Raw genomic sequence first — 24,544 nt, forward strand, 5'->3', positions numbered from 1 at the left:
TTTCAGGTAGCAGACGGCATACGAGGTAGGCTCCGGTCTCGTGGGCTCGGAGATGAGTATAAGAGACAGCGCTGGCCCCGTCCCCAACACCCCCGCCAGCGCCAGCCACGTCCACTTCGTTCCCATCGCGCCAGTGTATGCGCACCGGCTAGGCTCGCGCCCATGTCCGTTACGTTCGAAGTCGCGGCGGCCACCGTCCGCGACGCCCTCATCGACGCAGGCCAGGGGCTGGTGGAGCGCGAGGCGATGGTGGAGCTGGTGGCGCTGTCGGCGGTGGCGGGGGAGCACCTGCTCGTCATCGGGCCGCCGGGCACGGCGAAGAGCGAGGCGGTGCGGCGGACGGCTCGGGCGCTTGGCGGCTCATACTTCGAGTACCTGCTGGGACGCTTCACGGAGCCGTCTGAAATCTTCGGGCCGGTGGACCTGCGCAAGCTGCGCGAAGGCCTGGTGGAGACGGAGACGGCGGGCATGTTGCCGGAGGCGGAGGTGGCGTTCCTGGACGAGGTGTTCCTGGGCTCCACCGCCATCCTCAACACGCTGCTGGGCCTGCTCAACGAGCGCACCTTCCGGCGTGGGCACACGCGCATGCAGTGTCCGCTGCGGGTGTGCGTGGGCGCGTCCAACGCGCTGCCGGAGGACGACGCGCTGGCGGCCTTCTCCGACCGCTTCCTCGCGCGCATCTTCCTGGATCCGGTGCCGGATCCGCGGCTGGAGGAGCTGCTCGCGGGCGGCGCATCGCTGTGGCGGGACGCGGCGCCCCGGGTGGCTTCGCTGGAGTCGCTGGACGTGGTGGCGGGCGCGGCGCGCGACGCGGACCTGGCGCCGGTGCGCCCGCACCTGGCGCAAGCGCTGCGGACGCTGCGGGCCGCGGGCATCGTCCTGTCGGACCGGCGGGCGGTGAAGGTGCAGCGGCTGGTGGCGGCGGCGGCGGCGCTGGCGGGGCGCGCGACGCCGGGCGTGGCGGACCTGTGGCCGCTCGTCTACGCGGTGCCCACGAAGGAGGCGCAGGCGCTCGCGCGGGACGTGCTGCGCGATGTGCTCTCCGCGTCGGAGAACGCGGCGCTGCCGGCCGCGGCGCTGGAGGCGAGCGCGGGGCCGCTCGCGCGGGCGCAGCGCATCGCGCAGGCGGGACGGGTGCTGCTGGAGACGCGGCCTCCGGACGCGGAGGGGGACGCGCTGGCCGCGTGGCGGCTCAAGCTGGAGGGCGTGGCGCGCGAGATGGACGCGGGCTTCGCGCCGGAGTCGCTGCCGGACGTGTTGCGCGCGCTGCGGGCGGAGGTGGCGGCGGCGCTGACCCCCGCGGGGGCGCGGGCGGCGTGAAGGTGCGTCGAATCCAACGCTCGCGGGGCTGTATCCGCGTGGCGGGGCATCCCTCTTCGAGGGCAGGCTCTCGGCCTTCCGCGTCTTTGTGTACGGCGGTCCGGAAACCCTCGGGGCTGCCCGTGCACTGGCGTCCCAGGGCCGAGACTTTCTCTTCGAGGGCAGGCTCTCGGCCTTCCGCGTCTTTGTGTACTGCGGTCCGGAAAGTCTCACCTCCGTTGAGGGCAAGGGCGTCATGAGGCCGCAAGCGGAGCGCGTCGCGGGGCTGCCCGTGCGCTGGCGTTCCAGGGCCGCACCCCTGGAGCCCGTCGCCGTGGCGGGCGTGGGCGCGGTGGCGCATGTGCTGGGACAGCGGGCCCTGCTCGCGGACGATGCGGCGCTGACGGCGTGGAGCGGGGTCGCGGGCCCGGACGTGCTCGTGCTCCTGGGCGCTGAGGCTTCGCTTCCGTGGGTGGAGGGCGTGGTCTACCTGGGGCGTGATCCGCTGGCCCCCGCGCTCCTGCTGCCGTGCGCGCTGGAGCCGGAGGTGGCGGTGTCCCTGCTGGAGCGCGCGTTGCTGGCGGGGCAGGGGGATGCTCCGCTCGCGGTGCTGCCTGCCTCCGGACAGCTCGTACCCGTGGGCGCGGCCCAGCAGGTCGTGCGCGCTTCGCTGGAAGCGTGGCTCACGTCGGCGAAGGGGACGGAGGCCGGGACGTGACCGCGCTGCCTCCGGCGCTGCGCCCCTGGGCGACGCAGCTCTCCCTCTTCCCGAATGACCTCGCGCTCCAACTGGGCGCGCAGGTGGCGCGGCTGTCGGCGGCGCTCGGGGGACTGCGGCCTCGCGGTGAAGCGGAGGGCGGTGAGCCGCAGGGCTATGACGGGCTCACCCGGAGGGGCACCTTCGAGCGGCTGCTCGTCAGTGAATGGCTGTGGGCGCTGGAGGCTCCGGAGGAGCTGGTGCGCCGCGCGGCGTTCGGTGAGCTGTCCTTCCTCAAGCCCGCGTTCCGGCAGCCGCGCGGGGCCCTGCGCACGGTGGTGCTGCTGGACGCAGGACCGGATCAACTGGGCCTGCCCCGCATCGCGCACCTCGCGTTGCTCGTCGTGCTCGCGCGCAGGGCCGAGGCCGCGGGCGCCGCGTTCACCTGGGGCGCGCTCCAGTCCGACCCCTTGCGTGGCCCGCACACGGGCCTGGACGGCAACTCCCTGCTGAAGTGGCTGGAGGCCCGCTCCGTCGAGCCCGTGGCATCCCACCACCTGACCGCGTGGCGCGAGGCGCTCGCCCTCCAGCAGGCCCCCGGGGATGTGTGGCTGGTGGGGGCTCCGCGTCTGGCGCGGCTGGACGGCGCGGAGGGGATGTCCCGCGTGGAGGTGACGGAGCCGATGGAGCCCGGCGCGCACCGGCTCACGGTGGACGTGCGGCCCGCGGCGCGCGTCGCGCGGTCGGTGGTGCTGGAGCTTCCGTCTCCAGACGACTGCGTGCGGCTGTTGCGCAACCCGTTGGGCCAGAGCCTCTCGGGGCAGGCGGTGGTCCGGCAGGAGAAGCGCCTCCTCGGCTTCGCGTTCTCCGGGGATGGCCGCCGCCTGCTGCTGCATTACACGGATGGCAGCGTCGCGGCCATGGCGGTGCCGCACTCGCCGCGCGCGACCTTGCCCAAGCCCCGGCGCCTCCTGGTGCCTTCGGGGATGCGCGTCGTCGCGGCGGGCTGGCGCTCCTCGGGGGGGCTGCTGGTGCTGGCGCGCACGGGAGACGAGTACGTGATGCACGGGCAGGTGAAGATGCCCGACGGGCTCCGCAAGGGGCGCTACCACGCGCAGGTGGAGGCGGAGCGACCGGATCCGCCGGCGGGAGCGCTGCCCCTCCGACTCATGAGCTGGGTGGATTCCAAGGGCCAGGAGCAGCTCTGGATGCGGGACCGACGAGAGCAGCTGTTCTCGCTTCCGCCCCCCAGGGCCGCGGGCACCGTGCCGCTCCTCCCGCTGGAGCCGCACGTCTCCGCGATGGCCGAGGTGCGCAACACGCCCGTCTGCGTGATGCGGCCCCCGCCTCCGGACGGCAGGGGCCTGGCGTTGGTCGCGCGGCTCGCGGTGCTGGGGGAGGAGGAGCCCCGGGTCGCTCCGCTCAATGCGCGTCAGGGTGACGCGTTCTTCGGCTACTCCCCTTCCGGTGCGCATCCCGAAGCGGGGCTGCTGGCGGTGCGCCACTCGGCGGACACGTGGCGGCTGTTCCTGGACACGGGAATGGTGGAGGTCCTGGTTCCCACACAGCAGCGCGTGGTGGGCGTGGTGCAGCCTCCCGCGCCTTCCCCAGCGGGGATGCTCACGCTCGGCCCCGACCTGCGGACGTTCTCCTTCCTCTCGCAGCATGCCCCCCAGATCCTGACCGTGGCCGGTGACGACGTGGTGCAGGCGGAGGCGAGCCATGGGCAGCCGGTGTTCGGCTGGCTGACGAAGTCGGGGGAGCTGGTGCTGTGGGACCTGATGGAGAAGACGGTCCTCTACCGCGCACTGCCGGGGACCATGCCGTGAGCGAACCGTCTGGAGCCCTGAGTCCCCGGGTTCACGTGCACCGGGGAACCGTGCTGGCGGCGGCCTTCTGGTTCCATCCCGGAACGACAGGCGCGACCGAGGCCCGTGTCCGCGTGCTGGCCGCGTGGAGGCCGGGGGCCACCGTCTGGGCGCTGGCGGGTGGCCACCTGCTGCGGCTGGCGACGCCGTGCAAGGTGGCCGTGGACGCCGCGCCGGGCCTGCCGTTGGTGCTGGAGTCGGGCGTGCTGACCAGCGCGCCGCTGGCCTCGAAGGAGCGCGAGCGACTGGCGCCACCGCCTGGAGCGGTCGTGCTGGTGCATGAGGGGGTCGCGCGGCTGTACGTGCCCGGTGAGCTGCGGCAGGTGGACCTGGGGTCGTGGCTGGACGTGTCCGGCTGGCAGCGGATGCAGGTGAAGGGATTGGGCGCGCCTCCGCCGGCCCTGCGGCACATGCTGGCGCCCCTGCCGCCGCCCACGCGCGAGTCGTTCGGACCGGGAGTGCCCGCGCTCGCGCCCGAGGCCCAGCGGATGCTGGCGCTCATGGAGGGGCGGGGAGAGACGGTCGTCGCGCGGCGCGAGGGGTGGTTCGCGCGCCTGCGCCGCGTCTTCTCCCGGCAGCCTGGAGAGACGGTCGCCGTGCGGCGCGAGGGAGTGTTCGCACGGTTGCGACGGGCCTTCGGTGCGAGCTTCGCAGCCGCTTCGGAGACCGCCGAGATGGCGCAGCGGAGGGAGCGAACCGCACGGGTGCGCCGAGCCTTTGGTTTGAAGCCCGTGCAACGTGGGGGCTTGTTCTCACGCTTGCGCCAGGCCTTCGGTGCAAGGCCCGAAGCTGCTCCGGGAAGCGCAATGACAGTGCAGCGTCAGGGCGTGCTCTCACGCCTGCTCGCGTGGCTGGGCGCCGCATCCGCGCCCTCCGGTGCGACGAATGCAACCCAGGGCACGCAGGCCGCGCCCACCCAGGCGCCTCCGCCCGGCCCCAGCGCGTTCGAACGGATGAAGGCGTGGATGCTCCAGCACACGCCGCTGGGTGCGCTCGTGGGCCGGCGCAAGGGCGACTACCTGCGCAATCTCCTGGAGATGTTCGAGGAAGGCAGGCTCGACGAAGCCCTGCGCCACGCGATTCCCCTCGGCAGGGATCCGGACCCCCAGGCCCAGCTCGCCCTGGGCGTCCCAGGCCCGCGCGAACAGCTGCGCATCCAGCCGCGCGGGAACGCCGGCAGCGCCCAGGTCTTCGGCGGCGGCCCCGCCGTGTTCGAGGCCCTGCGCGAGCGCTACCGCACCACCTTCCGCCGGCTGGAGCGCGAGGGGCGCATCGACGAAGCCGCCTTCGTCCTGGCGGAGCTGCTCAACGCCGCGGAAGAGGCCGTGTCCTTCCTGGAGCGTCACGGCCGTCTGCGATTGGCCGCGGAGCTGGCCGAGGGCCGTGAGCTGCCCGCGGGCCTCGTGGTGCGCCAGTGGTTGCTGGCGAAGGACGTCGCGCGCGCGGTGGCCATCGCACGCCGCGGAGGCGCGTTCGCGGATGCGGTGCTGCGCCTGGAGAAGTCCCATCCGCGCGAAGCCGAAGCGCTGCGGCTCCTGTGGGCGGAGTCGCTCGCGGAGGCCGGAAACTGGGCCCGCGCGGTGGAGGCCCTCTGGCCCGTCACGTCCGCGCGCCACCTGGCCCGCGCCTGGGTGGAGCGGGGCGTGCGCACGGGCGGCGTGAGCGGCGCGAAGCTGCTGGTGCACTGGATGCTCGGGTTCCCGGACGGCTTCGGCGCGGCGCGCGGGCAGGTGGAGGCGCTGCTGTCGGACACCTCCGCCGAGCGCGCCCCGGAGCGCCTCGCCTTCGCCACGGAGCTGCTGCGAGAGGAGCCCTCCGACGCCCAGGCCGCGCTCCTCGTCCCCACGTTCCGCGCGCTGATGCGCGACCGCGTGACGGACCACTCCCTGCGCCTGGACATGCTCCTGCGGCGGATGCGCGCCATGAAGGAACCCGCGATGGCCGCGCTCCGCACGGACCTGCCGATGCACACGGCGACACCTGCCCCCGGGTGGTCCGCGCTCACAACGCTGCCGGCCCAGGGGGTGACGCTGGAGGAGAGCGACGCGGGCGCCCACGCGGTGCATGACGCGGTGGTGCTGCCGGGCCGGCGCGTGCTGCTCGCGCTGGGGGAGGCGGGCGCGCGGCTGGTCGACGCGGACGGGCGGACGCTGGCCTGGTTCGACGTGCCGGCGTTCTCGCTGGTGGTCTCCACGCAGGGGGACCGCGCGCTCGCGCTCGCACGCCGGGGCGACGTGTGGCGCCTGTCCCGGCTGGACCTGGTGGCGCGCCGGGCCTCGCGCTGGTGTGACATGGAGCTGGGCGCGTGGGCCCCCACGTACGACGGGGACCGGTGGTTCGTCGCCGTGCGCGACGCCGTGCTGATGGTGGACGCGCTGGCGGACGACCTGCGCTCCCTCTGGCGGGTGCCGCAGGTGGGCGGCGCGGTGCTGGAGCTGGCCGTGGACGAACAGCACCTGTCCTTCCTCGTCCTCCACCTCTCCGCGGAGCAGGACTTCCACCGCCTGGAGCGCTGGGGCTATGCCCTGGAGGGCGGCCCCACCCTGCGCCACCGCGCGGACGTGGAGTGCAGGGCCGGGATGCCGGACATCCACGCGCTCACGGCGGATGGCGAGGCGGTGGCGGCGCGCTCCGTCTCCCCCGAAGAGGAGACCCCCGTCCGGGGGAGCATCCTGGTGCCCTTCGTGTCCCGACCGAACCACGTCGTGCCGCTGCGGGAGCCCTCGCGCGTGGGGCTGGTGCTGGGGAGCGGCTGGAGCCTGACGCGGCTGAGCGCGGGCACCACGCGCACCACCCACCTTCGCGACGTCGCCGGAAACCTGCGCGCGAGCGTCGAGTTCACCGGCACCCCGCCCCAGGTCGTGCGACTCACGGAGGAGTGGTTCGTCGTCCACGACCTGCTCGGCCGGGTGGTGTGGCTGGACCTGCACTCCGGTGAGGTCCACCGCGTGCCGGTGGCGTGAGCGTCAGGAGGCGCGCAGGTGGCTGGGGACGATGACGATGCTCGCGGTCAGCGCGCACGCGTCGTCGTCCACCTCCAGCACCACCCGCACACCCTCCACCGTCACCAGCAGCGAGGGCTGCTCGCTGTGCAGCGCCATCAGCCACGACGACGCCAGCGGCAGCTCCGTGGCCGCCAGCTCCGCGGCGCGCAACAGGTGCACGCGCACCGCGTGGCGGATGGGGTCCGGAAGGGAGTGCAGCGAATACAGTGACGCGTCCGGCAGCCGCAGCGCGTACGGCACGCGCGGCGTCTGCTCCGCGCGGCGGGGCAGCTCGCGCAGGCGCTCCGTCAGCTCCGTCACCAGCTCCTCGGGCTGCACCGGCTTGTGCAGGAAGCCCACCACCCCGCTCAACGGCACCTCCGGGGGAAGGCCCCGGGCGGAGGACATCATCATCACCGACAGGTGTCGCAGCCGCGCGTCCGTGCGCAGCCGGCCGTACAGCTCCCACCCGTCCACGCGAGGCAAGAGCAGGTCCAGCAGGATGAGGTCCGGGTGCTGCGCCCGCGGCCGTTGATTCAGCCACGCCAGCGCCTCGGTGCCGTCCGACACCGGCGTCACCTGGAAGCCTGCTTCGCGCGCGGCACGGCCCACGCCGTCCCGCCACGTCTCATCGTCCTCGACGAGCAGCAGGTGGTGCATCCCCATGGCCATCCCTGATTCGACCCGCTTTCTCCAGGTTTCTCAAATGGGACCCATGTCCAATTGAGGGCCCGAGCACCGGCCCGAGCATCGCCTGTCCGACATTGATTCCGAGAGGACTGTTCCCCCCAGACGCCCACCTGCCAACAAAGACAATGACCGTCAGGCTGTCTTGTTGCAGGTGGGTGGCAATGCACACTCTTGCGGCCGTCATGGCCTACCGCTTCCAGCTTGAGCCCCAGGTGGTGCACACCCTCTCGGCGTGCCCCTCGGGGGTGCGCGAGCAGCTCCAGGAGGAACTGGGGGCACTCGCCAGCCTGATGCCGGGCGTCCCGGTGCCGCTGCCTGGGAGGGAGGGGGCCGCGTTGCTCGCCTGCGGCTTCCAGGTCCGCTACCGGGTGGAACCGGGCGAGGGGCTGCTGCGGTTGACCACCCTGCGACCCCTCTGCATCGTGCCACCGCCTTCCTCCTGAAGGGGCTCACACGGTGCTTGTCCCGTGCGAGGGGGCCGCCTAAGTCGGAGGCCGGGCTTCCAGGGCCTGCTGTCGCTGCAACCCCCTGGATTCCCTCCCCGTTCCGGGCCTTGTCCCCTGCTTGCGAGCCTCGCTCCGTGTCCCTGCCCCTGGCCGATTTCCTCTTTCAGTCCCGGGATGTCCTCCAGGACGCGTGGATCCGCGAAGCCCCCGGCTCCGGCGACACCTTCACGCACGTGCTCGGGGCCGTCGCGGCCCGGATGGCGAACCCCCTGGCCCGGATCTCCGAGGAACTCGCGCGGGAGGCGGCGCTCCTCGTACGGGGCCCTGACGGCCGCCCCGTGGGCGCGGGTTTCCGGCGCCTGCGCGACACGGTGCTGCGGCTGTGGCGGCAACAGCCCGGCATGGAGCGGGAGGACGGGGTCCTGGCGAAGGAGGAGCGCTTCCACGAGGCCGTGGACGCGGTGGAGGCGGCGGCGCTCGAGGCCCATGTCCAGGCCCGCTTGCACGAGGCGCGCGCCGTGGCGATGCTCGAACAGGCGCACCCCGATGCGGCCGGGCAGCGCACCTGGGAGGAGGTCTTCACCCACCTGGGCGTGGGCGTGGGCGTGATGAGCGCGGACGACAGCACGCTCGTGGCGGCGAACCCCGCGCTCGCGCGCATGCACCGCCAGCCCGTCGAGGCGCTCAAGGGGCTGCGGCTGGAGGACCTGGTGGCGCCCGAGTCGCGCGGGGCGCTGCCCCGGCACCTCGCGGCCGCCAGCTCCAAGCCGGCGCACGAATACGAAACGCTGCACCTGCGCGGTGACGGCAGCCGCTTCCCCGCCTTCGTGCACGTGACGTCCCTGCGCGACGCGACGGGCCGCCGCGTGGGCCGCGCCGCCACGGTGCTGGACATCACCCAGCGCCGCCAGTCGGAGGCGGAGCGGCAGCGGCTGCTGGCCACCATCGAGGCGGAGCGCGCGCGGCTGTCCGCGGTGTTGGATCAGCTCCCCGTGGGCGTGCTCATCGCGGAGGCTCCCAGCGGCCGGCTGCTCTTGGGCAACCGCGCGCTGGAGTCGCTCCTGGGCCACCCCTTCCGGTCCTCCACCCACGTGACGGACTACGAGCCGGCCCATCAGATCTTCACCGCGGAGGGGCAGCCCCTGACGGAAGAGGCCTGGCCCCTGGTGCGCGCGCTGCAGACGGGCGAGACGCGCCAGGCGGAGCCGCTGGTGGTGCGGCGCCCCGACGGCACCACCGCGAACCTGCTGGGCTCCAGCGCGCCCGTGCGCGACTCGGAAGGCCAGATTGTCGCGGGCGTCGTCACCCTGGTGGACGTCACCGAGCGCCGGCGCGCGGAAGAAGCCGCGCGCGAGGCGGCGCAGTTCGGCGAGCGCTTCATCGCCATCGTCAGCCACGACCTGCGCAACCCGCTCAACGCCATCCAGCTGTCGGTGACGAAGCTGCTGCACGGCGACACGCTCCCGGAGCGCGAGCGCAAGGCCGTGTCCCGCATCGCCCGCTCCGGGGAGCGGATGGCGCGGATGATCTCCGAGCTGCTGGACTTCACGCGCAGCCGGCTGGGCGGTGGGCTCCCCATCGAACGGGTGCCCGGCGACGTGCGCGCGGTGGTGCGCCAGGGGGTGGAGGAGCTGGAGGCGGCGTGGCCCGAGCGCTCCCTCACGCTCCAGATAGGCCCGGGCCGCTACGACGGCGCCTGGGACGCGGACCGGCTGCTCCAGGTGGTGAGCAACCTGGGCGGCAACGCGCTCCAGTACAGCCCGGTGGACTCCCCGGTCCGCTTCACGCTGTCGGACCAGGACGATCAGGTGATGCTGGAGGTGCACAACGGCGGCGACCCCATCCCGCCGGACGTGCTGCCGCACCTGTTCAACCCCTTCCGGCACGGCGGCGGCAAGGCGCACGGCGGCCTGGGGCTGGGGCTCTTCATCGTCGAACAGGTGGTGAAGGGCCACGGGGGCCGCATCGAGGTGCGCTCGCGCGCTTCGGAGGGCACGGCCTTCCGCGTCCTGCTGCCGCGCGAAGAGGCCCGCGCCTAGTAGGCGGCGGCTAACTCGGGCTGCGAGCGAAACGGCTCCAGCGCGCGCATCAGGTCGTCCAGGTCCAGCGGCTTCGGGATGGAGGCGCGGATGCCCTGGGGGACGGGCCGCGTGGCGCCCGCGCCTGACACGACGATGACGGGCAGGCCCTTCAAGCGCGGCTCCTTCTGCACGCGCTCCATCAGCTCCCAGCCGCTCATCACCGGCATCATCAGGTCCAGCAGCATCACGTCCGGCACGGGCTGACGCCTCAGGCGCTCCCACGCGTGCAGGCCGTTGCCGGCGACTTCCACGGCGAAGCCTTCGAGCGTGAGGAACTCCTCGAGCATCTCCCGGCTGTCAACATGGTCTTCCACGAGGAGGATGAGGCTTCGCATGGCGCTCCCCAGCCTCCTCCCGGCCGGCCCCGCCTGAAAGCCCCCGCCCCCCGGGAACGTCCAGCCCTGGACGTCCGGGCCGCTCACTGTGGAGCCGGCGGCACTCCGGTGCCTCCCGGGGCAGGAGTCAGGGGGCGCCGGGAGGAGGGCATGGAGGTGGAAACGTGGAAACGAGGAAGGGGCCTCCCCCTCCCGCGCGGTGGGCGCGGGAGGCGAAAGGCCCCTCCGGGGTGTGGCGGGCGCGGCGAAGAAGGCCGTCGCTTTCAGCCGCGGTACTGGTGCACGGACATGATGGGGTAGTTCATCGACGTGAGGCTGATGCGCTGCGAGCCGTCGCTGTTCACGTTGTTGGAGCCGATGAACTGGGCCTTGCCGTCCTTCCAGCCCGCGAACATCACCACGTGCTGGCCGCTGCCCACCTTCATGGAGACCACGTCACCGGGCTTCGCGTCCTTCAGGTCCACGCGCTTGAAGTTCGGGTCCTTGTCCAGGTTGGCCTGGAGGGTCATCACGGAGGCGCTGTGCTGGCTGTCCTTGATCTGCCCCGCCTGCTCCAGGCACGCGGAGACGAAGTTGGCGCAGTTCACGTTGTTGGGGACCCAGTCCTCCATGTCCGCGCCCACGCCGCTGCCTTCCATCTTCAGCGAGCCGGCGTTCTTGCCCAGGTGCGACTGGGCGATGTCGAACGGGCTGCCACCGGGGCCACGCGTGCCCGGGCCCGCGCCGCCCGCAGGGGCCGTCACGTTGCCGCCGCCGCTGGTGCCGCCCGTGCCGCTGGAGCCGCCCGTGCCGCCACGCGTGCCGGAGGTGCCGGGCTCGAAGCTGTCCTTGGAGCCCGGGATGTTCAGGCTCTTGCCGGCGTAGATGAGGTTCTTGTCCTTGATGTCCGGGTTCGCCTTCATCAGGGCGCTGACGCTGGTGTTGTAGCGCTTGGCCAGGCCGGACAGGGTGTCGCCAGACTTGATGGAGTAGCTGCTCATGGGGGGCTCCGGGAGGGGGAGCAGTGACCCGACCTCGGTCACCGGCTGCGATTGTTTCCATTCTCGGCATTCAAGAAGTCCGGGTTGCTTCGCATCCTGATTTTCACTGCAAGCGCGCACATGGGAGGCAAGGTCACACCTGGAGCGGAATCTCCGGCCCCAAAGTCTCGCCTCTTGAGACGCTTCCACCCTCGCTGGACGCCCGGAGGGATGCCGCGGCGCGCAATTCCCGGGGATTTCCGGGGAGTGGGGCGTCGTGCTTCGGACGTGGGGGTGCACGGCGCTTGAACGGGGTGGGGGGCGCCGCGCATGGTGTCGGGGTGACGACCATTGCTCATCCCGACTTCACGGCGGCGCGGTTCGCCGGCTTCCCGGACGCGCGCCTCACGCCAGCGCCCCGGGACGGCGTGCTGCCCGAGGGCTTCTTCACCACGACGAACCTGCCCACCTATGTGCGGGTGGAGGGGCGGTGGCGGATGCCGCGCGAGCCGCGCATGGACGGCGCGCTGGTGTTGGACGCGCAGGGAGAGCTGTGGGTGCGCGAGGGCCGGCGGGTGCGCGCGGGCGAGCGCGTGGTGGTGGGGTTCGCGGAGGACGGCAGCGAGGGCGTGTTCGTGAACATGGCCTACCTGGCGTCGGGCGGGGAGGGCGAGTTCAAGTTCATGACGAGCGAGGTGTCGCGCGAGAAGCCCATCGACTACGCGCACATGGCGCGGCTGTTGGTGGAGGAGCGCGAGCGGGGCGGCTATCCCATCTGGGTGACGGGGCCGGCGCTGGTGCACTCGCGGGCGCGCACGGACATGACGTGGTTCGTGGAGAACGGCTTCGTGGGCGCGCTGCTCGCGGGCAATGCGGTGGCGGTGCACGACATCGAGGCGTCCATCTTCGGCACCACGCTGGGGATGAGCGGCGTGGGCGAGGCGACCTCCGGTGGCCACGGGCTGCACATGCGCGCCATCAACCGGGTGCGGGGGGCGGGCTCCATCGCGAAGGCGGTGGAGGCGGGCGTCATCACCAACGGCATCATGCACGCGTGCGTGGTGCACAAGGTCCCGTTCGTGCTGACGGGCTCCATCCGGGATGACGGGCCGCTGCCGGACGTGGTGACGGACAACCTGGAGGCGCAGGACGTGATGCGGCGGCACGCGGTGAAGGCGACGATGGCGGTGCTGGTGGCGACGGCGCTGCACGCCATCGCGACGGGCAACATGCTGCCGGCGTTCGTCACGGAGGCGGACGGCAGCTTGCGCGAGCTGCCCACCATCTGCGTGGACTCGTCCGAGTTCGTGGTGAGCAAGCTGAAGGACCGGGGCACGCACCAGGCGTTCGGCGTGGTGACGAACGCGCAGGACTTCATGCACATCCTGCGGCTGTACGTGGAGCGCGAGCTGGCGTCGCGCGCCGCCGCCGCGAAGCGCGCGTAGGCCTCAGCGCCGGCTGACGGCGGCCGAGGGCTTCCAGGTCGCGCGGGACAGGCCGCCCTCGGTGCCGAACAGCGCGGTGTCTCCTTCCGGGAGGACCGCGTACACGCGCGGATCCGCCAGCCGGGGCAGGGCGTGCACGGCGCCGGTGCCCGCGTCGAAGTACGACGCTCCGAGCAGCGTGCCGACCAGCGCTCCACCGGGCACGAGCGCGGCGGCGACGATGGCGGGCGAGGGCAGGCCGGGCGCGGTGGGCACGCGGGTCCACCGTGCGCCGTCGAAGTAGCTGAAGCCGTCCTGGCAGGTGCCCGCGATGGCGCGTCCCTCCGCGTCGGTGGACAGCGCCGTCACCCAGTTGTCGGTGAGGTCGCGCCCGTCGTGGAAGCGCTGCCAGCGCTCGCCGTCCCAGCGCAGCAGGCCTCGGTCCTCGCTGCCCATCCAGACGAAGCGGCCGGAGCCTTCCGCGACGGAGGGATGTTCGCTCCAGCCTTCGGGCAGGGGCAGCCGACGCACGAGTGACAGGGGAGAGCTGCCCGGGGTGACGACAGACAGGCCGCGTCCATCCACGAGCGCCACGCCGTCCTGGATCCGTGAGGCGCCCAGTACGGACAGCTTGCCGAGGGCCACGGGGTTGCGGCCGCCGTAGGCCAGCTGCGTCCAGGTCTTCCCGTCATGGAGGCCCAGGCCATAGGTGGTGGCGACGTAGAGGTTCTGTCCATCGCTGGTGAGGCCCAGCACCTGGTTGCTGGGGAGCGCGGGCGTGCGGAAGGTCTGCCACCGGCTGTCATCGCGCTGCCAGCAGGCGCCCCGGTCGAACGTGCCCACGACGAGCCGGCCCTTGTGCCGGGCGAGCGCGGTGATGTGATTGCCGCAGAGCTGCCCGGTGGGCGTCACGCGGCGCCAGCCCTTCGCCTCACGAATGAAAGCACCCGAAGCGCGAGTGCCCGCCCAGTCGCCGGTCAGCACGGTGGCGCCGGAGGGAACGCTCGCTGGTTCATCGGAGCGGGGAGCGCCCCACGCGCGCACGTCCCCGTTGCTTCCGACGATGCGCACGCCGTGCTCCGTGACACTGAACGACAGGGGGCCCGTGGGCACGGTGCCCACCGCCGCGAGACGTCCACGCCCGTCGATGGTGAAGGCGCCCTCGCTGGTGCCCACGTCCACGCCGTCCTTCGTATCGGAGAGGAAGCGCACCGGACCGGGCAGGGCCCACGCGCGCTGGGTGCCCAGCTCGAACAGACGCCCCTCCGCCGTGCCCGCGAAGCGGGGCGAGAACGCGGTGTACGTGGCGCCCGGTGACAGCACGGCGGCCAGTGACTCCAACCGGCTCACGTAGTCCGGGGTGCTCGCGTCCTCGGCGGCGGGCAGGGCCTGCCAGCGCACGTCCAGCACCGGCGTCACGCGGAAGCCGGTGTCCAACGACACGAGCCCCTCATCGGTGGCCACGAAGAGCCGGTCGCCGGTGGACTCCAGCGCGCGGCAGAAGTGGCCCGGCAGGCCGTCCTCGACCGTGAGCACGCGCACCGGGCGGCCGGCGGCCGTGAACAGCTCCAGGCCCCCTTCGGTGCACGCGACGACGTGGCCGCCAAACGGCTCCAGGTCGTGCACGGTCTCGGTGTTGGTGACGGTGGCCGCGAGGGCCAGGGCAGTGAGGGCGGAGAGCATCACGCCCCACCCTCAATGCGAACCCCGGGCCAGCCTTGGCAGCCCCGGAGGTGTCTCCCCGGGGCCACACGTGCGGCCCCGGGCCAGCGCGTCCGCGCCTAGAACGACTCTTCCGGCACGTCCATCAGGTCCAGGTTGCCGTGCTCCACCATGCGCGCCGCGTGCGCGATGCCGGGCAGCACCTCGTGGCAGTACCAGCGGGCGCTGGCCACCTTGCCGCCGTAGAACGCCTTGTCTCCGGGGTTCGTCTTCATCCGGTCCATCGCCACGGCGGCGTGGCGCACCAGCAGCCAGCCGATGACCGTCTCCGCCACGGCGGCCAGCACGCGGTTGCCCTGGAACCCCACGTGGTAGACGGACTCGCCCAGCTTGCCCATCAGCGTGCCGAGCATCGTCTCCAGGTGCCCCAGCGCCTCGCCCAGCGCGGCGCGCTCCGTCTTCAGCTCCGGGCCGCCCTCCTCGCCCTCGACCGTCTCGCGGATGCGCGACAGCAGCCCCTGGAGCGTCGCGCCGCCATCCCGCGCGACCTTGCGCATCAGCAGGTCCAACGCCTGGATGTGCGTGGTGCCCTCGTAGAGCGAGTCGATCTTCTGGTCCCGGATGTACTGCTCCAACGGGTAGTCCGTGAGGTAGCCCGAACCGCCGTGCACCTGGAGCGACAGCGACAGCAGCTCGTACGCCTTCTCCGAGCAGTAGCCCTTCACCAGCGGCAGCAGCATGTCGTTGAGCACGTCCGCCTCGCCCGCCGCCGTGGAGCGGTGGCCGCCCTGCAGCTCCACCTGGTCCTGCGTGGACGCGGTGAACAGACACAGCGCGCGCATGCCTTCCGCGTGCGCCTTCTGCGCCATCAGCATGCGGCGCACGTCCGGGTGCTGGAGGATGGGCACGCGCGGCGCCGTCTTGTCGCGCGCCTTCGCCAGGTCCGACCCCTGGAGCCGGTCCTTCGCGAACGACAGCGCGCGGAAGTAGCCCGCGGACAGCGCGGCCATGGACTTGAGGCCCACCGCCATGCGCGCGTTCTCGATGATGTGGAACATCTGCCGGATGCCGTCGTGCACGTTGCCCAGCAGCAGGCCGCGCGTGGGCTTGCCGTCGCCGAACGTCAGCTCGCAGGTGACGGACCCCTTCAGGCCCATCTTCTTCTCCAGCTTGGTGCACACGACGTTGTTGTGCTCACCCATGCTGCCGTCCTCGTTCACCCAGAACTTGGGCACGACGAACAGCGACAGGCCCTTGGTGCCCGGCGCCGCGCCGTCCGGACGGGCGAGCACCATGTGGATGATGTTCTCCGCGATGTCCGACTCCCCGTTGGTGATGAAGCGCTTGACGCCTTCGATCTCCCACAGGTCGCCGTCCACCTGCCGCGCCTTGGTGCGCGCCGCGCCCACGTCGCTGCCGGCGTCGGGCTCCGTGAGCACCATGGACCCGCTCCAGCGGCGCTCCAGGCAGTGCGGCAGGAAGCGCTTCTTCTGCTCATCCGTACCCAGCCGGTCGATGACGCGCGCGAGCAGGTTGCCCAGCGTGTAGAAGGCCAGCGAGGGGTTTGAGCCCAGCAGCAGCTCGAACGCGGCCCAGCCCAGCGACGGCGGCGCGCCCAGGCCGTCCAGGTGCGTGGGCACCTCCAACAGGTGCATGCCCGCGTCGTAGAAGGCGCCCATCGCCGCCTTGATGCCGGGGGGCAGCTTCACCTCGCCGTTCACCAGCTTGGGCGGGTTGTGCTCGGCCTCGTCGAAGCTCTTCGCCAGCTCCTGCGTGCAGAGCTGGGAGAAGGTCTCCAGCATCTGCCGGGCCGCCGTCTCGTCCAGGTCCCCGAAGGGCGCCTTGCCCAGCGACGTGCGGCCGATGTCCAGGAACTCGAAGAGGTTGAACTCAATATCGCGGAGGTTGGGCGTGTAGTGCAGGGACGACGACGACATTCGGAAGGCTCCTCACGGCCAGCGCCAAGAACAGGCCCGCGCCAACCACCGCGCGGGAACAGGCGGACCGTGAGGGTATCCGAGATTGATTCGCCGGTCAGTCGCGCTGGGTGCGGATGACGCGCAGCGTCTCGCGGCGCTCGAAGCGGTTGCCGGCGGCGTCGCGGGCGACGAACACCAGCTCATACGTTCCGGCCGGGGTGCCCTCCGGAACGACCAGGGCCTTCGTGAAGCGCAGGCCGTCCGACGACTCCAGCAGGTGCTGCTCGTCTCCGAACAGGTCTCCGTAAACGCTGACCTCGTGCGAGGCCTCCACCGCGTCCACGTCCAGCGTCAGCGTGTCACCGGGCGCGAGCTCGCGCTGGGAGAGGACGACCTCGAAGTCGTTGCCCTTCGAGTCCAGGCGGTAGCGCACCTCGCTGCGCTGCACATGGCCGTCCGCCAGCTCGCTGATGAGGAACACGGTGTAGTAGCCGTCCGCGACGCCCAGCGGCACGAGGAAGCGGCCGCGCCAGGCGCCGGACACCGCGTCGAACGTGAGCGGCTTCACGAGGCCGAAGGGGAAGTAGGCCGTCACGCGGCGGGCGTCGCGCGGGGCGCGCACGGAGATGATGGGGTCGCCCGGGGGAATCTCCTCGCGGCTCAGGGAGCCCGCGACCATGCCGTCCGGAAGCTGCACGGGGACCAGCTCCTTCACCGTCTCGCCGTTGGGGGCCGTGCGCGCCACCTGCTCCACCGCGACGAAGGACGTGAAGCGGCTCATCAGGTGGTACTCGAGCGCGGTGTTCGTGATGCCCTGCACGATTTCCGGCGTCTCGTTGCGGTAGCCCTGCACGGTGAGCTCCTCGATGCGCTGGCGGGCCCAGAGGCTCTTGAGGGCGTCGTGTTCCGGTGCGACTGCCGGGAAGTGGATGGGCACGTCGAAGCGGCGGACCTGACCGCGCACGCGGCCGGAGATGCGCAGCATGCCGTCACCGGTTCCGGTGTACTTGCCCACGAGGAACAGCGGCTGGCCGGCGAACAGGTCCGGCACGGACTTCGGGTACACGTCGGTGACGGGCAGGCCGTCGGTGTCGACCACGAGCGAGGTGAGGACGGGGCCGCGCATGCGCTGCTCGAACTCGCGGGCGACCTCTTCCTCCGGGCGGTTCAGGTTCACGAAGGTGGAGGCGCCGCGGCCCAGCTCGCCCATCTTGGCGACGAGGTAGCGGTTCACGCTGGAGCCGACGCCGGCGGAGAAGATGCGCGTCTCCTCGCGCAGGTGGGACTGGAGCGTGCCCAGCACTGCGTCATCCCCGCCGATGAAACCGTCGGTCATGAAGAGCACCATGCGCAGGCGGGCCGGGTCGTTGGGGGGCACCATGGCCTCCTCGGCGGCGATGCGCACGTCGGTGCCGCCACCGCCCCAGAAGCTCTCCACGTAGGGCAGGGCGCGCTGGATGTTCTCCGGCGTGGCGGGGACGGCGCCAGGCGCGAACTTCGTCACCTGCGTGTCGAAGTTGAGCACCTGGAAGGTGTCCTCCGGCATCAGGTGGTTGAGGACCTCCTTCGTGATGGCCTTGGACTTCTCGATGGCGAGACCGGACTGCGAGCAGGACGTGTCGAGCACCATGTACAGCTCGCGGGGGACGAGCTCCTTCTCCGTGGGCGCGAGCTGCGGGTTGAGCATCACCATGAAGTAGCCGTGGTCCGCGCCCGGGTCGCGGTGCACGAGCACGGCGGGGCGGATGAGCGCGTCGGCGACGACGTACTCCAGCGTGAAGTCCTTGTTGGGAATGCGGTCATCGCGGCCCAGGCTGACCTTCGCGCGGGACTGACCTTCACGCTTCACGTCCACGCGGTGGGATGTGGAGCGCAGGGCGTGGACCGGGAGGCCCGCGTCCAGGCGCACGGTGAGCTGGATATCGTGGCCGCTGCGCAGGTCGGGCGGGAGCACGGGGGGCGTGATGCGGCTCGCGTCGGGGACGGTGGTGGTGTCCGGCGCGGTGCCTTCGCCCTGGCGCGTGGGCAGCGCCTCGCCGCCGATGAAGCGGGGGCCGACGACCATGGGGAAGGTGAAGCGGTAGGTGCCCGCGTCGTAGGTGAGCCGCTCCACGTAGTGGATCCGCACGCGGATGGTTTCACCGGGGAGGATGTTGGCCACGGACTGGGTGAAGACGTTGGGGCGCTCCTGGTCGAGCAGCGCGGCCGTCTTGCCCTCGGCCTTCGCGCGCTCGTAGGTGTCGCGGGCCTGTTCGCGGGTCTGGATGACGCCCTGGATGACGCGCTCACCGATGTGCAGCTCCATGCCGTCCACCGCGGCCAGCTCCGGCAGCGGGAAGACGTAGAGCGCTTCGAGCGGGGCGGTGTAGGGGTTCTCGAAGACCTGCGTCACGGTGACGGACGCGAGGAAGCCGCTGACCTCCGCGTCCACCTCCGTGTGCTTGAGGCTGAAGGTGAGCGGCGCGGTGGCCGGGCACCCGGTGTCCTCGGCCTGCTGCCGCAGCAGCGCCACGAGCGTGCCCTGGGACACGGCGCCCTTGCTGGTGGGGGACACCGGGGGCGGACAGTCGGGGCGGGATTGCGCGAAGGCCGGCAGGGCCAGCAGACAGACGAAGAGCGTGGCGAGCGTGACTCGCATGGTTGGAACCTTGGGTTTCAGGGTGTGCCGGGGGGACATTGCAGCCCCTGGGCCAACCCCTCACGCCTCGGAAACGGCCCGGTGTGTCGGCTCGCGGGAGACACTTCGCGCGCAGCACCGTGGCTGTCCGGCCACACCCCTGGAGGTTCCCGCCCCCGGCGTCAACCGCGGGGCAAGGTCGGCGCGGTGCGCTTCCACGCCTCGAGTTCCTGCACGCGCCCGAGCCAGGCCCGGAGGTTCGCGTAGTCCGCGATGGGCAGGCGCGCCGGACCGGCGAGGGCGAACGACGCGGCCAGGGAGAAGTCCGCGAGCGTCAGGCGATCCTGCGCGACCCACGTCCTGCCCTTCAGGTGCGCGTCCAGCAGCTGCGCGTTCTGCGCGACGAGCGCCTCTCCCTTCGCGACCTCGGCGGGATCCGCCGGCCCGCGGCCAGTCTGCGCCTTCACGAAGTTCTCGAAGACCAGGATGGTGTTCGCCGGGGCCATGTGGGCCGCGCACCAGAAGAGCCAGCGGCTCACATCCGCGCGGCCCTGCGCATCCGCCGGGAGCAGGGTCTGCCCCGGTGTCTTCTCGGTCAGGTACTGCATGATGGCGCGCGACTCCCAGAGCACGAAACCGTCGTCATCCAGGACCGGGACGCGCCCATTGGGGTTGAGCTTCAAGTGCGGAGCGCCGCGCTGCTCGCCCTTGGGCAGGTCGACCACGATGCGCTCAAGGGGCACGTCGAGGTGGGCGGCCACGAGCAGCACGCGGCGCGAGTTTCCGGACAGGGGATGGAAGTAGAGCTTCATGACAGTCCTCCTGGACCGCATCGGGTGGATGGGAAGAACCTTGCCCGCCCGCTGTGACAGGTGATTGTCAGGTATTGTCTGGCGCGCACGATGGTTCAGCGACTTCGCACGAAGGCCCCCGGACCGTGCTTCCGGTCCGAGGGCCTCCACCGCATTCACAGGGCCGTCAGCCGCCCTTGAGCTGGAGCGTGGGCACCGCGCCCTCGCCCAGCACCAGGTGGACCTGCCCCACCTTGGAGGCGAGGTCCTTGTACGCCTCCAGCTCCTTGAGCCGCACGAGGAGCGGGTTCTCCGCCAGCACCTTCGCCGTCTGCGCCATGGACCGCGTGGCCGCCGTCTCCTCGCGCCGCAGGATGACGTTCGCCTCCGCCTCCTTCTGCGCCTGGATGACCCGGTTGAGCAGCTCCTTCATCTCCCCCGGCAGCACCACGTCCTTGATGCCGAAGCGCAGCAGCTCCAGGCCCACGGCCTCCGCTCCCGCCCGCACCTGCTCGAACAGCGACGCCGCCACCGCCTCCCGCGACGCGAGCAGCTCATCCAGCGTGCGCGTGGCCACCGCCTCACGGGAGGCGAGCTGCATGGCCAGGTAGAGCACGTCGTCCGGTGCGCGCGCGGTCACCGCCAGCCGGCGCGCGTCCGCCACCCGGAACGCCGCGGACAGGTTGAGGCGCAGCGACACGCGGTCCTTCGTCATCACGTCCTGACCGGTGACGTGGAGCAGCTTCTCGCGCAGGTCGATGACCGCGAACTGCACCTTGCGCACGACCGTCCACGCCGCGTGCCGGCCCGGAGGCAGCACCGCGTCCAACACGCCGTCCACGTACCGCAGCGCCACGCTGCCCTCCGCGGCGGTGGCCTCCGTGTAGTCGGCGGCGGGAAGGAGCGCGCGGACCTCGTCCCGCGGAGGCGCCGTCGCCACGCCGGACACGTCCACGCGCTCCACCCGCACCGTCGGCGTCTCGGGCCGACCGGTACGACCGGGCAGCCGCTGCGCCGTCCACACCTGGTGCTGACCCCGCTTCAGCCACTGCACCGGCTGACCGTGATGGAAGAGGATGGCCCGCTCGTCCGCGCCCAGCTCCACCACCTGGAGGTCCGTCTCCGGCACCAGCGCCAGCTTGGCTTCGTCCAATCGGATCAGCGGCTGATCAATCGACACGCGCTCGTAGCGGACGTGCTGGAAGGGACGCACCACCCAGTGCCGACCCGGCCCCAGGTACTGCTCCGCCCGCCCGTTCACCACCACGAACAGCCGCTCGTTCTGCGCCACTTCCACCCGACCGATGCCCATGACACGTCACCTCTGTGGCCTCCCGCGAAGGGGAGGGTGCTGCGAAAGAAAGGAAAGGAAAGGACCCCGCCGCCCACCAGTGCTTCCCGCGCACGGACTGCCCGGTCCGCACCTGGCCACCCGCGCGTTCGCGCCGGAGCCGGTCACGGACGGCGACCGGAGCGTTCCGCGAGCAGCACGGAAGCAACCGGAGGCCCTGGCGACCGGCGAGGTCGCGTCGAGGGGGGGGAGGACGCGGTGGACTCGCGTTGGCATCAGCGAAACGACGGGGCCCCAATGTGAAGGGTTCGAACCTTCGACAGCGAGAGCTGTTCTCGTGTTTGACCAGGTTGATGTCCCGTCAGGGACAGCCTTGTGCGCGCCTCACGGTGGCGCGCGACCGGTACGGCCTCCGATGGTGGGAAGAGACACGAAGGCAATGGCCTTGAGGAACGTCCGGGCCCCGGCACCGACGCAGAGCGCCGCTGCCGGGACCCGAATGCCTCGGACCAGCCCCGTGTGCCCCGGGGAGCTGCCGACGAGGGCACCAGACGCGGACGCGGAAAAAGCCTGACAGGCCGCGCGAACGAAACTCAGCCCCGCGTCACGTCCCACCAGCCGAACCACATCGTGCGCTCCTCCACCAACTGCACCCATCCAGGCGCATGCACGTAGCTTCCAACCCGCAGCCCCGCGGCCTCCAGCGCGCGCACTGTCTCCGCGAAGGACCACAGGTGCAGCGTCACCTCCGTGTCCGCCGTGCCCACCGTGCGCGTGGCGTCCTCGTGCGCCTCCAGCCCGGGCCTGCGCTCCAGCACCGTGAAGAGCATCCGGCCCCCGGGCTTCAACGCCCGGCCCAGGTGCCCCAGCACGCGCGGCAGGTCCTCGCAGAAGTCCAGGCAGCCAATGGCCAGCGCCACGTCGAAGCGGCCCAGGTCCTCCGGCACCGGCTCCAGGTAGCCGTGCACGCGCCACGTTCCAGACGGCCGCGCCCGCTTCGCCAGCTCCAACATCTCCGGCGCCAGGTCCAGGCCCACCACGTCCACGGACGCGTCCAACCCTCGCGTGTGCAGGCCGGGTCCGCAGCCCACGTCCAACACCCGCATCCCCGGGGCCACCGCGCCCGCGAGGAACGTCTCCACGCGGTCGCCGTAGCGGTGCAGCGCCGGGAAGAGCACCTCGTAGGCCGAGGCGATCTCCCCGTACACCCGCGCGACAGCGGATCCACCGTGCCCAGGTGCTCCGCCGTCCGCTTCGTCCGCCATGCCGCACACCCTCGCTCACGGCGCGGGTGCGCCGCAAGCCATCACAGCGCGTTGCTGCTTCCCCCGCTCTTGCGGAACACCGCGAGCGAACGGCCGGCCATCTCGAACGAGCCCGGCTGGATCTCCTCGTCGCCGCGCTTGTCGTCCGCCGTGTAGAGCTCCAGCACCCAGACGCCGCCCTCGCCCAGCGGCGGCACCTTGAAGGGCACCGTGTCGTGGTGCGCGTTGAGCAGCACCAGCAGCGAGTCGCCGCTCACGCGCTGGCCGCGCTCGTCCGGCGTGGGGATGGCGTCGCCGCCCAGCAGGTACGCCAGGGAGCGCACGAAGGGCTTCTGCCAATCCTCCGGCCCCATCTCCGTCCCGTCCGGGCGGTACCACGCCAGGTCCTTGTGCTCGGAGTCCCAGAGGTGCTCGCCCTGGAAGAAGCGGCGGCGCTGCAACACCGGCTGCCCGTGCCGGAAGTGGATCAGCTTGCGCGTGAACGCGAGCATGTCCTGCCGCGTCTTGTCCAGGTTCCAGTCCACCCACGACAGCTCGTTGTCCTGGCAGTAGGCGTTGTTGTTGCCCTTCTGCGTGCGGCCCATCTCGTCGCCCGCGACAATCATCGGCACGCCGTTGGACATGAACAGCGACGCCAGGAGGTTGCGCTTCTGGCGCTCGCGCAGGGAGATGATCTCCTTGTCGTCCGTCTCCCCCTCCACGCCGCAGTTCCACGCCTGATTGTCGTCCGCGCCGTCGCGGTTGTACTCGCCGTTGGCCTCGTTGTGCTTGCTGCTGTAGGTCACCAGGTCGTGCAGCGTGAAGCCGTCGTGCGCGGTGACGAAGTTGATGCTCGCCTGCGGCCTGCGCCGCGCCGCCGCGAACAGGTCCGCGCTGCCGGTGAGCCGGTAGCCCACCTCCGACGCCTGGTTCTCGTCACCCTTCCAGTACTTGCGCAGCGCGTCCCGGTACTTGCCGTTCCACTCGTGCCACGGCGACGGGAAGCCGCCCACCTGGTAGCCGCCGAGCCCCACGTCCCACGGCTCCGCGATGAGCTTCACGCGGCTCAGGACGGGGTCCTGGTTGATGATCTGGAAGATGGGCGCGTTCGGGTCGTAGCCCCCCTGGCCCACGCGCCCCAGCACCGTGGCCAGGTCGAAGCGGAACCCGTCCACGTGCATCTCCTCCACCCAGTAGCGCAGCGAATCCACCACGAAGCGCGCCGTCTGCGGGTTGGAGGTGTTGATGCTGTTGCCGCACCCGGTGAAGTCCAGGTAGTGCCGCGCGTCCGGCATCGTCCAGTAGTACGACGCGTTGTCGATGCCCTTGAACGACAGCGTGGGCCCCAGGTGGTTGCCCTCGCACGTGTGGTTGTACACCACGTCGAGGATCACCTCGATGCCCGCCGCGTGCAGCGACTTCACCATCGACTTGAACTCGGCCACCGCGCCGCCCGGCGTCTTGCGGCTGGCGTAGCGCTGCTCCGGCGCGAAGTAGTTCAGCGTGCTGTAGCCCCAGTAGTTCGACAGGCCCTTGTCGTTGAGGAACGAGTCGTCCGCGAACTCGTGCACCGGCAACAGCTCCACCGCGGTGACGCCCAGCTTCTGCAGGTGCTCGATGATGACGGGCGAACCCAGGCCCGCGTAGGTGCCACGCTGGTGCTCCGGCACACCCGGGTGCTTCATGGTGAGGCCGCGCACGTGCGCTTCGTAGATGACCGTCTTGCGCCAGGGGATGTCCAGGCGCCGGTCATTGCCCCAGTTGAAGAAGTCGCTGACCACCACGCCCTTCGGCATGCCGGCGGCGCTGTCGCGCTCGTCGCGCATCAGGTCCTTCTTCGGATGATCCAACGGGTAGCCGAACACCGGCTGCTGCCAGTCCACCTCGCCGAGCAGCGCCTTCGCATACGGGTCCACCAGCAGCTTGTGCGGGTTGCAGCGGTGGCCCTTCTCCGGCTCGTAGGGGCCGTGCACGCGCAGGCCGTACAGCGTCCCGGGCTCCAGGTCCGGCACGTAGCCGTGCCAGACGAACTCCGTGCTCACCGGCAGGTCGAAGCGCTCGATCTCCTTCGCCGGGTCCGCCTTGTCGAACAGGCAGACCTCCACCCGCGTGGCCACCTGCGAGTAGACCGCGAAGTTGGTGCCCGACCCGTCGAAGGTCGCGCCGCGCGGCCAGGGCTTGCCCGGCCAGATCTCCCGCTTGCTGCTCATGGGTATCGCTCGATTCCGTGTGGAAAA

17 protein-coding genes are annotated in these 24,544 nt (G+C 71.5%); 7 read left to right on the plus strand and 10 right to left on the minus strand.

Annotated features, from left to right (window positions below; all coding sequences use genetic code 11):
• Positions 1-162 precede the first annotated feature (162 nt).
• The 4 genes from D7X12_RS11760 to D7X12_RS11775 all read left to right on the plus strand — a co-directional run bounded on the left by D7X12_RS11760 (position 163) and on the right by D7X12_RS11775 (position 6,827).
• A complete protein-coding gene (locus tag D7X12_RS11760) occupies positions 163-1,320 on the plus strand; it encodes an AAA family ATPase (protein ID WP_120625362.1) in 1,158 nt (385 codons plus the stop codon).
• 235 nt (positions 1,321-1,555) lie between these two features.
• The gene (locus tag D7X12_RS11765) at positions 1,556-2,017 is read left to right on the plus strand and encodes a bpX5 domain-containing protein (protein ID WP_120625363.1); all 462 of its coding nucleotides are present in this window, start codon (positions 1,556-1,558) and stop codon (positions 2,015-2,017) included.
• Positions 2,014-3,825 carry a hypothetical protein gene (locus tag D7X12_RS11770; protein ID WP_120625388.1) on the plus strand — a complete coding sequence of 604 codons (1,812 nt, stop codon included), beginning with the start codon at positions 2,014-2,016 and terminating at the stop codon, positions 3,823-3,825. The genes D7X12_RS11765 and D7X12_RS11770 overlap by 4 nt, the downstream gene beginning before the upstream one ends.
• Before the next feature lie 35 nt (positions 3,826-3,860).
• Positions 3,861-6,827 carry a bpX6 domain-containing protein gene (locus tag D7X12_RS11775; protein WP_244224500.1) on the plus strand — a complete coding sequence of 989 codons (2,967 nt, stop codon included), beginning with the start codon at positions 3,861-3,863 and terminating at the stop codon, positions 6,825-6,827.
• Positions 6,828-6,830: 3 nt separating this feature from the next.
• Here the strand turns inward: D7X12_RS11775 and D7X12_RS44995 are convergent, their stop codons facing one another.
• Positions 6,831-7,520, minus strand: a complete 690-nt coding sequence (locus D7X12_RS44995) for a response regulator (protein ID WP_120625365.1) — start codon at positions 7,518-7,520, stop codon at positions 6,831-6,833.
• Between the two features lie 179 nt (positions 7,521-7,699).
• Between D7X12_RS44995 and D7X12_RS11785 the strand changes: the two genes are divergently transcribed.
• Both D7X12_RS11785 and D7X12_RS11790 read left to right on the plus strand, forming a co-directional pair.
• Positions 7,700-7,981 (plus strand): hypothetical protein, encoded by a 282-nt coding sequence (locus D7X12_RS11785; protein ID WP_120625366.1) that lies wholly within the window; start codon positions 7,700-7,702, stop codon positions 7,979-7,981.
• A 137-nt stretch (positions 7,982-8,118) separates the two neighbouring features.
• Positions 8,119-10,023 carry a sensor histidine kinase gene (locus D7X12_RS11790; RefSeq protein WP_244224501.1) on the plus strand — a complete coding sequence of 635 codons (1,905 nt, stop codon included), beginning with the start codon at positions 8,119-8,121 and terminating at the stop codon, positions 10,021-10,023.
• On the opposite strand, the gene D7X12_RS11795 is transcribed toward D7X12_RS11790, so the two are convergent.
• Together D7X12_RS11795 and D7X12_RS11800 are read right to left on the minus strand one after the other, a co-directional pair.
• Positions 10,020-10,400 carry a response regulator gene (locus D7X12_RS11795; RefSeq protein WP_120625367.1) on the minus strand — a complete coding sequence of 127 codons (381 nt, stop codon included), beginning with the start codon at positions 10,398-10,400 and terminating at the stop codon, positions 10,020-10,022. The genes D7X12_RS11790 and D7X12_RS11795 overlap by 4 nt on opposite strands.
• 263 nt (positions 10,401-10,663) lie before the next feature.
• Positions 10,664-11,380, minus strand: coding sequence for a LysM peptidoglycan-binding domain-containing protein (locus tag D7X12_RS11800; RefSeq protein WP_120625390.1), 717 nt, complete (start codon positions 11,378-11,380; stop codon positions 10,664-10,666).
• A gap of 320 nt (positions 11,381-11,700) precedes the next feature.
• On the opposite strand from D7X12_RS11800, the gene D7X12_RS11805 reads away from it, so the two are divergent.
• A complete protein-coding gene (locus D7X12_RS11805) occupies positions 11,701-12,804 on the plus strand; it encodes a putative NPN-dependent ornithine cyclodeaminase (RefSeq protein ID WP_120625368.1) in 1,104 nt (367 codons plus the stop codon).
• A gap of 3 nt (positions 12,805-12,807) precedes the next feature.
• On the opposite strand, the gene D7X12_RS11810 is transcribed toward D7X12_RS11805, so the two are convergent.
• The 7 genes from D7X12_RS11810 to glgX form a co-directional block, all read right to left on the minus strand.
• Positions 12,808-14,469 (minus strand): ligand-binding sensor domain-containing protein, encoded by a 1,662-nt coding sequence (locus D7X12_RS11810; RefSeq protein ID WP_147443616.1) that lies wholly within the window; start codon positions 14,467-14,469, stop codon positions 12,808-12,810.
• A 95-nt stretch (positions 14,470-14,564) separates the two neighbouring features.
• The gene (locus tag D7X12_RS11815; protein WP_120625370.1) at positions 14,565-16,382 is read right to left on the minus strand and encodes an acyl-CoA dehydrogenase; all 1,818 of its coding nucleotides are present in this window, start codon (positions 16,380-16,382) and stop codon (positions 14,565-14,567) included.
• A gap of 97 nt (positions 16,383-16,479) precedes the next feature.
• A complete protein-coding gene (locus tag D7X12_RS11820) occupies positions 16,480-19,002 on the minus strand; it encodes a VIT domain-containing protein (RefSeq protein WP_158620035.1) in 2,523 nt (840 codons plus the stop codon).
• A gap of 161 nt (positions 19,003-19,163) precedes the next feature.
• Positions 19,164-19,793: a glutathione S-transferase family protein gene (locus D7X12_RS11825; protein ID WP_120625372.1), complete on the minus strand. Its 630-nt coding sequence runs from the start codon at positions 19,791-19,793 to the stop codon at positions 19,164-19,166.
• A 166-nt stretch (positions 19,794-19,959) separates the two neighbouring features.
• Positions 19,960-21,084 carry a slipin family protein gene (locus D7X12_RS11830; protein ID WP_120625373.1) on the minus strand — a complete coding sequence of 375 codons (1,125 nt, stop codon included), beginning with the start codon at positions 21,082-21,084 and terminating at the stop codon, positions 19,960-19,962.
• Between the two features lie 572 nt (positions 21,085-21,656).
• A complete protein-coding gene (locus tag D7X12_RS11835) occupies positions 21,657-22,328 on the minus strand; it encodes a class I SAM-dependent methyltransferase (protein ID WP_120625374.1) in 672 nt (223 codons plus the stop codon).
• Between the two features lie 41 nt (positions 22,329-22,369).
• Positions 22,370-24,517, minus strand: a complete 2,148-nt coding sequence (gene glgX / locus D7X12_RS11840) for a glycogen debranching protein GlgX (RefSeq protein ID WP_120625375.1) — start codon at positions 24,515-24,517, stop codon at positions 22,370-22,372.
• Positions 24,518-24,544: the final 27 nt, after the last annotated feature.

This window comes from Corallococcus sicarius (assembly GCF_003611735.1).
Classification (GTDB): domain Bacteria; phylum Myxococcota; class Myxococcia; order Myxococcales; family Myxococcaceae; genus Corallococcus; species Corallococcus sicarius.

Bases quoted from the DNA above. Each gene is read 5' to 3' on its own strand.
- D7X12_RS44995 (WP_120625365.1), bottom strand. From the start codon at position 7,520: ATGGCCATGGGGATGCACCACCTGCTGCTCGTCGAGGACGATGAGACG.
- D7X12_RS11830 (WP_120625373.1), bottom strand. From the start codon at position 21,084: ATGGGCATCGGTCGGGTGGAAGTGGCGCAGAACGAGCGGCTGTTCGTG.
- D7X12_RS11815 (WP_120625370.1), bottom strand. From the start codon at position 16,382: ATGTCGTCGTCGTCCCTGCACTACACGCCCAACCTCCGCGATATTGAG.
- glgX (WP_120625375.1), bottom strand. From the start codon at position 24,517: ATGAGCAGCAAGCGGGAGATCTGGCCGGGCAAGCCCTGGCCGCGCGGC.
- D7X12_RS11835 (WP_120625374.1), bottom strand. From the start codon at position 22,328: ATGGCGGACGAAGCGGACGGCGGAGCACCTGGGCACGGTGGATCCGCT.
- D7X12_RS11820 (WP_158620035.1), bottom strand. From the start codon at position 19,002: ATGCGAGTCACGCTCGCCACGCTCTTCGTCTGTCTGCTGGCCCTGCCG.
- D7X12_RS11795 (WP_120625367.1), bottom strand. From the start codon at position 10,400: ATGCGAAGCCTCATCCTCCTCGTGGAAGACCATGTTGACAGCCGGGAG.
- D7X12_RS11760 (WP_120625362.1), top strand. From the start codon at position 163: ATGTCCGTTACGTTCGAAGTCGCGGCGGCCACCGTCCGCGACGCCCTC.
- D7X12_RS11765 (WP_120625363.1), top strand. From the start codon at position 1,556: ATGAGGCCGCAAGCGGAGCGCGTCGCGGGGCTGCCCGTGCGCTGGCGT.
- D7X12_RS11800 (WP_120625390.1), bottom strand. From the start codon at position 11,380: ATGAGCAGCTACTCCATCAAGTCTGGCGACACCCTGTCCGGCCTGGCC.
- D7X12_RS11825 (WP_120625372.1), bottom strand. From the start codon at position 19,793: ATGAAGCTCTACTTCCATCCCCTGTCCGGAAACTCGCGCCGCGTGCTG.
- D7X12_RS11785 (WP_120625366.1), top strand. From the start codon at position 7,700: ATGCACACTCTTGCGGCCGTCATGGCCTACCGCTTCCAGCTTGAGCCC.